The sequence below is a fragment of the Streptomyces tauricus genome (assembly GCF_014650955.1).
In the GTDB taxonomy this organism is placed as follows: Bacteria; Actinomycetota; Actinomycetes; order Streptomycetales; family Streptomycetaceae; genus Streptomyces; species Streptomyces tauricus.
In genome coordinates this window covers 1-7063 of record NZ_BMVY01000078.1, presented here as the reverse complement: position 1 = coordinate 7063, position 7063 = coordinate 1, and the positions used below count along the sequence as shown (strand labels likewise).

6 protein-coding genes are annotated in these 7063 nt (G+C 68.1%); 1 reads left to right on the top strand and 5 read right to left on the bottom strand.

The genetic code is table 11. From position 1 onward, the window contains the following. Positions 1 to 683: 683 nt before the first annotated feature. The 3 genes from IE278_RS41395 to IE278_RS41385 form a co-directional block, all read right to left on the bottom strand. Positions 684 to 1184, bottom strand: coding sequence for an Erv1/Alr family FAD-linked sulfhydryl oxidase (locus IE278_RS41395; protein ID WP_246571813.1), 501 nt, complete (start codon positions 1182 to 1184; stop codon positions 684 to 686). A gap of 337 nt (positions 1185 to 1521) precedes the next feature. Continuing rightward, positions 1522 to 3546, bottom strand: a complete 2025-nt coding sequence (locus tag IE278_RS43050; RefSeq protein ID WP_189780191.1) for an NACHT domain-containing protein — start codon at positions 3544 to 3546, stop codon at positions 1522 to 1524. A gap of 164 nt (positions 3547 to 3710) precedes the next feature. Then, complete coding sequence (locus tag IE278_RS41385; RefSeq protein WP_189780190.1) at positions 3711 to 4355, bottom strand: hypothetical protein; 645 nt, start codon at positions 4353 to 4355, stop codon at positions 3711 to 3713. Positions 4356 to 4477: 122 nt separating this feature from the next. Between IE278_RS41385 and IE278_RS41380 the strand changes: the two genes are divergently transcribed. After that, positions 4478 to 5341: a ThiF family adenylyltransferase gene (locus IE278_RS41380; protein ID WP_373312246.1), complete on the top strand. Its 864-nt coding sequence runs from the start codon at positions 4478 to 4480 to the stop codon at positions 5339 to 5341. Positions 5342 to 5397: 56 nt separating this feature from the next. On the opposite strand, the gene IE278_RS41375 is transcribed toward IE278_RS41380, so the two are convergent. Together IE278_RS41375 and IE278_RS41370 are read right to left on the bottom strand one after the other, a co-directional pair. Next, complete coding sequence (locus tag IE278_RS41375) at positions 5398 to 6078, bottom strand: nucleotidyl transferase AbiEii/AbiGii toxin family protein (protein WP_189780188.1); 681 nt, start codon at positions 6076 to 6078, stop codon at positions 5398 to 5400. Beyond that, a complete protein-coding gene (locus IE278_RS41370; RefSeq protein ID WP_189780187.1) occupies positions 6075 to 6422 on the bottom strand; it encodes a hypothetical protein in 348 nt (115 codons plus the stop codon). Before IE278_RS41370 ends, IE278_RS41375 begins: the two co-directional genes overlap by 4 nt. Positions 6423 to 7063: the final 641 nt, after the last annotated feature.

The window sequence follows — 7063 nt, the reverse complement described above, 5'->3', positions numbered from 1 at the left end:
GAATCGTCAAACCGGTCACGCCCAACCAGCGCACCTCAACAAGATCGTGTTACGAGCTCTTAGGTGGCCCGGCAGCGATACAGCGCAGGGGGCGGCTCAGACTGATTCGACCGCACGAGAAGATTTTCCGGATGTCCCTTGAAGCCTTATCACTCTCGCGTGGTATGGAAAATCGCTTCTTCAACCCCCCGAATAGACGAACCGCATCGCCAGAGGAGGGCGGCCCAGATGCCTCCCGATGAGCGATCCGGCAGTGCGGTGTCCGGCAGGCAGGAGCTCAAGCGCCGCCGGGCGCGTCCGTCTGTCCTTCGAGCAGCCGGGACAGACAACAGCGAGCGACAAGACACCTTGGGACACCTGTCCCGGCGCGTACGCCGCGAGAGACAACCTGCCCTGGGACGAACAGGGAACTGAACAACTTCACCCGGGACAGCGACAAGATGACGAAGGACGGGACAATGACGAAGGACGGGACATCAGTTCAGGCAGTTCGAACGAAACGAGCGGCGCTTCCTCTTTTTCGCCCTCAAATGAGGGCACGTTTTTGGAACTTCAGCTGGCCAGAGGGAGCGGTCGCAAAGGACTATGACTGCTGCCGAGTCACGTCATGATCGTGTGCGCTTCGTCGGCAGACCGGCCGTGCGAGGGTGGCGTGGCCGGTCTGCGAATGAGCGGTTACCGCATCAGTCACCAGGCGGGCAGGAGCCGAACAGGGCCGGATCGAATCCTGATAGCAGCACCTGCAGAGCCCGTTCCGCGGCGGGCTGCAAGACGTTGGGGTCCAGGCGCAGACAGACCTCGTGCAGGTCGGTCAGTTCGCGGACCTCGAAGCCATGTTGGAAGGTGCTGTCCGAGTAGGCCTGCGCCAGCCGTCGAAAGACCGGGTCACCGTGCTTCAGCAGTTCCACGGGCAGATCGTTGAAGACGTCCATCACGCGCGCGCAGGCCCACAGGGCCAGCGCGGCAACCTGGGCCGGATTCCGGCACAACTGCTCCAGCGAGTCCTCGCGGCAGTCGTCGCAGTCCTCCCGGGCCGCCCCGTACAGCCGGGCCATCACGATACCGTCCACGGCCAGGGCGCGGCCCTGGCCGTTCAGCCAGGCCGGGTCGTAGAGGGCTGGTTCGCCCAGCTCGCGGGCGATATCACGCTCACGTCTTACTCGCTCCCGTCGGACAGAACACACGTGTACCCCTCCGAGCGTCCCCGCCCTGTGCGCTCCGCAACGGCGCCGACCGCAACCAACTGGAAGACGACGGCAATCCGTCATTTCAGACCAGAGTGAGAACGGAAACCGACCGCGTCTGATCACAGTGCTGCCCATCCACCCACACGCACGGGACGGCGCCCGCTACCGATGGCGTGCAGGTCCGTATCTGGACAGGCCGACCTCGGCCCACAGGCGCCCGGAACCGTACAGATGATCAAGGTTGCGCTCTCAGGTACCCGACCACTGGCGAAGTTTGTACGCCGTGCGCCAATCGGCATTCCGGATCCAGCGCGCTCAGTCCTGGCTTGGCCCGTCAGGGGCCGGTCTGGGGGTGGGGGTGCTGGCGCAGCCAGTGCTGGAGCTCGCGGTGCCGGTACTGGTAGGCGGGTCCGCTGTAGCGCATGAGTCCTGCGGTGACGGCCCAGTCCAGGAAGAGGCCGAGATGGAGCGGCAGACGGCGGCGCGAGTAGAGCAGGAACACTGCATACCGGCGTGAAGTAGAAGAACCGGCCGCGAGTCCGGACATGCCACCCAAGACCCCCATCACGAGTCCCGTGAGCCCGGACACGACCCCAATTGCAAGCCCAAACGCGAGCCCAAGCGTGAGCGCGATCATAAGCCCGGCCACGAAATCATCCCTGATGACATCCCTCGCTCCGAGGCGCCTGCCCGCTTCCTGCGGTCCAGAGCCAAGCACGACCCAGCCCATGAACCCGAACATGATTCCAAAGGTGAGTCCGGCCGTGAATCCAGCCTTGATTCCGACGGCGCTCCCGCCCACGATCACGACCGTGAGTCCGACTGCGATGTCGCGGCGGGGCGGAAAGGATGTGAACAGGTCGTTCACACCCATGGGAGTGGGAGCTCGGAGGGCAACAGCCATTCCGAACACGACGGCGAGCACAACAACCACAGCTGTGAGTTGCCCTGATGGCAATGGGGTGGGGATGCGGGTGAGAGGGAGCGTGGTGAGGACGGTGAGGGTGGTGATGAGGGCGTCGGTGACGCGGACGCGGGTGCGTCCGGCGAGAGGCCACAGTTCGTGCAGGACGAGGTCGGTGGCCTCCGCACGCGCGGGAGCTGCGGGTTGGAGGGTGCCGGTGGGATCGAGGTGGGTGGTGAGGTGGTGGAGCCACCGGTGGGCGTCCTCGGCGGTGTAGCCGCGGGGGTTGGGGGCGGTGCGGGTGGCGGCGGGGATGAAGCGGGCCAGGAGGTGCTCGTCCAGGGCGTCGGCGTTCGAGAAGGTGAGGAGTTCGGCGGGGTTGCCGTCGTCGTGGTAGACGGTGGCGGTCAGGCACAGCCGCCACGGCGTGGAGAGCACGGCCGCGAGAACTCCGCCGGGGTGGGCGGCCAGTTGGTCCAGCAAGGGCTGCCAGCGGGCCGTGTCGCGTGCTCGGGCAGCCAGGTAGGCGTTGGCGTCGCTGGTAGCGACGGGGGCGATGGCGATGCGGGCGGCGTCCAGGAGTGTGATGCCGGGAGCGAGTGTGTCGTAGTGGCGGGTGCGGCAGGTCAGGATAAGCGGTCCGGCGTCCCGCCCCTGCTGGTACAGGTTAAGGGCCTGGATGACGGCGGCGGCGCGGGGCGCGGCGGGGTCGGGGGAGCCGTCGGCCAGTAGGGGGTCCATCTCGTCCAAGCCGTCCAGGACCGGCAGCACCAGGTGGTGGCGGATCAGGTCGGCGGCCAGGTCCGCGGGCCAGTCGTAGGCGTCGACCAGCCGCTGCTGGAGATGGTCGGGCAGGGACTGGCGGTCGGTGTCCCACTGGGAGAGCGGAACTCGGACCGGGACCGGATCGTCGTCGGTGCGGCTGTCGATGAGGGCCAGCAGGAGTTCCAGAGCCAGGACGGTCTTGCCGGCGCCTGGAGCACCGGTGATGACCAGCCGTGAGGGACGGGTGGCGCGGTAGTAGGTGACGATGTCGGGCACGGTCGCCGGGCCCGGGCCGTCGGCCGACAGGCGTCCGGCAGGCGGGGCTGCCGCCGGACGGACCGTGGCCGGGTGCAGCATGTAGGTGAGGTTGATGCGGCGGATATCGTCCCCCAGCAACTGCCGCCAGACCGCGCTCTCCCCCGCTTCAACCTGCCTGGCCAGGGTCAGGGCCTGGCCACGCGCACGTTCGGCATCGTTGCCCTCCACCGGCTTCCGCAGCGCTCTGACCGCGGCCACGAGCCCGGCCGCGGTCAGTAGAAAGCCCAGCACGCTCACGGTGTCGGACGTTTCCAGTCCGCCATGGGAGATCTGCCGGACCGTGTACGCAGCGCTTGCGATGATCAGCAGTGCGCACAGGGCGTCGGTCAGTTGCCAGTTGCGCCGCTGGCGGCGTCCCCCGAGTCCGGCCATCCCCAGATCATGTCCATGGCCTGCCGGTGGGGGAGTCGCATTCTCCTACTTGTGACCAATTCAGATATGAAGGTCTGCCCGCCGGTACCGGCTTCGCGGTCGACGTATTCCGCGCGAGGGCTCTGCTGTGCAGGCACGATGACCGACCGTCGGTGCGCGGCAGGTCAACGGCGGGGCTGAGTGCCGGGGCGTAGTCCGATCCGGATGGTTTCGTCGTCGTCGATGACGTAGGTGGGGTCGGTGTCGTGATTCCAGCCCAGGGGCAGCAGGTAGTAGCGGTGGTCCCGCTCCACCAGGAGGCGCAGCCCGCTGTAGCGGTACCGGTAGTGCAGTCCCTCGCCCAGGTCCTCGATCACCAAGCCTGGCGGGCCGGTGATGCTCAACGGCTTGGTGCTGTGGACGAGAATGGCGACATGCTCGACGAGCCGTTCGGCGTCCTGGCGGCCAAGTTGCCCGGCCGACAGAGCTACGACCCACATGAGGAACAGCGCCGCGCCGGCCATGGGGAGCGCACGGTCCCACATACGTCTGGGCCTGGCCACCGCGGGCGCTGCGGCGCTGGTCTGCCCAAGAATCAATCCACACGCCACCAGCAGGGGAGCGGCCCAGGCGAAGGGCTGAATAGTGCGCCACACCAGCATCAGACCGATCCCGGCCGCGACGAACGCAAGGTACGCCCGCGCCACTGCGCGTCCGGCACGGCGCACGCGCCGGGTGAGGTGGGCGGGAACCCTGAGCAGCGGCAGCAGTTCATGAAGGTGGGGCAGAACCACCGCCACCGCCAGCGTGATGAGTACGGGAAAGGTCACGAGCCGTACGCTGCGAAGCGCGAGTTTGACGGTGTCGAAGCCGATGGCGGAGCTCTCCAGGTGGAAGTACCCGTAGTAGACGCTGCTGTGGACGAACCCGGCGAAGACGCTTCTGCCGCGGCCTGCTCGAGGAGGTTAACCTCGACCGGCTCCTGCACGCCACCATCCGCGACGTGCGCCTGCACCGGGCCAAGGCCCGCCTCGCGGCCCGTAGTGCCCGCCGCGCGGCCACCGCCACGAACTTTCAGGCGACGTCATACGAGCTGAGCGTGGTCGAGCAGGCTGGATTCGCCGCCGCGGCCGGCTGCGATGTGATCTTCTCCTGCGTCGACCGGCCCTGGCCCCGCGCCGTGCTCAACCTCCTCGCCTACACGCACCTCATTCCCGTCGTCGACGGCGGCATCGCGGTCGACGCCCGCGGCGGACGCCTGCGCGGCGCCGAATGGCGCGCCCACATCGCCGCCCCCGGCCGCGCCTGCATGGAATGCCTGGGCCAGTACGACCCCGCCCACGTCCAAGCCGAACGCGACGGCTCACTCGACGACCCCGCCTACATCACCGGCCTGCCCGCCGACCATCCGCTGCGCCGCAAAGAGAATGTCTTCGTCTTCTCCAACAGCGCCGCGGCAGCCCAGCTGAATCAGTTCATCACCATGACGACCGCGCCAGGCGGGGTCGCCGACACCGGCGCCCACCTGTACCACCTGACCACAGCCACCCTCGACCACCGCGAGGACGGCTGCGATACGGGCTGCCCCTACGACAGCATGCTTCGGGCGCTCGGCGACGATGCCCCCGTCACCGTCACGGGACGCCATCGCTCCGCTGAACAGACCCGCGCTGCTCGCACCCGTGCGGTGCGCCGTTGGCCGCTCCGCAGGTGCGCGCCGTCGACGACCTTGTGCACCGACTCCGATGAAATCACCCAGTCAGGAAGCATTGGGAGGATCCCCCCTTGGCCACCCGGCCCACGAGACCAACGTTGAAATCCGCAACAACACGACACCGGCGCCGCCGGGCGCCCTGTGGCGCTTGGGTGCCGCTACGGGTCGAGGGGTTCGTCGTAGGGCTCGGCGAGGCGTTGGGCGAGGTCGTCGAGCCAGTTTTGTGCCCATTGGCGCAGCTGTGTGATGTGCGCGCTGTCCATACCGTAGGCCTCGAATTCGGCGTCGCTGATCCACTCCAGGCTCTCCAGCCTGTCGTGGAGTTCGGTGAGGTCGAATTCGTCGGGGCGGCGGGCGGCGAGGGTCTCCAGTTCGGCAAGGCTGTAGAGGTCGCGGGCGGCATGGACGTCGATGGCGTCACGGGCCAGCCCACGGTCGCCGAGCGCGCGGACCTTGGTGCCGATGAGGTCGTCCAGGTCCAGGACGGGGCCGATGTCCATGACGACGGGCGGGCGCCACAGCACTTCCTTGAGTAGATCCACCTCGCAGGTGGCGTCGGTGGCCGGATCGGTAGCAAGGAAGCGGGCCTTGAGCGGTGCCACATCGACGACGGTGATCCGCCAGCCCTTGTCGGTGAGCGCACCCGTGATCTGCTCGACGATCTCCGTCATGCCGGCGGGGTGCTCGGTGGCGAAGTCGAGGTCCTGGCTGGGCCGGTGCACGATGCCGTGCGCCTGGATGGCGTAGCCGCCCATCAACGCCAGCCCGTACGGACGCCCAGCGGTGAGCGCGTCGGCGAGCAGCCGCCGGTGATGCTCCGGCAGGCCCCGCAGGCTCATGCGGCCGCCGCCGGCCGCAACCGCGGGAAACGCTCCTCCCACACGCCACGCACGCCGCGGCCGAGCATCTTGCGCAGCACGGGCCACCGGCTCTCAAGCACAGCCGCGTTCAGGTAGTTGGCGTAATCCTCGCGGTGGCCGTTGAGTAGCACGATCCGGTACATCCCCAGCAGCAGCTTCTCGTCGCTGAGGTCGAACGTCCGCAGCCCCGACCACGCCAGATGCAGCGGCAGCGTCACCGCCCCGTGAACAGGCCCGGCGAGCTCCGCAAGATCACGAGGCAGCTGGTCCGCGGCCGGAGTCCAGCGCGAGGACGCCACCGCGGCCGGTGTTCCCTCGGCCATGACCCCCACCTCCTGCATCCGGACCGGCATGATCGGGCATCCCCAGTCTAGTCTCCCGCAACCGGGCCGGCAGCCGGCGTGGAGGACAGCGGCACGCTGGCGGGCTCCAATCAGCCGAGCTCGGCCGGGATCTGACCGACCGGCTGCCGCACAGGCCCAGGAGGGTCCGCATCGGCCTGGACCACAGGCTGGTGTGCAGGCGCGGGGAGCAGCGCTGTTCTCGGCTTGTCCCCAGCGGCGGGCGGGGACCATCCCGGCGGGCGCGGGGAGCAGTGGCTGCACCGGCAGCCGACGTCGGCGAACTTGGGGCCATCCCTGCGGGTGCGGGGAGCAGGCATGGCTATGGATCTTGGCGGTCGGCACGGAGGGCCACAGCTACGTCTGCGACCAACGAGCATCGGTGGTGACTTGCGGTGTGGGTGACTTGTGGGTGCGGAAGGTGATCGCTCCATCAGGGGTCTGTCGGCTGAGGTCCGTGAGTCGTTTTACGGACCTTGGTCACTTTCCCCGGACAGCTCAGCAGCCAGCTCGCGACTGACTGCCCGGGGCCGGCCCACCGCCGCTGCTTTATCCCGCAACTGCTGACTTTCATGCCATTGCCTTGCCCGCTTCTCATTCTTCTGTCTTTGCTCAGGGGCGCT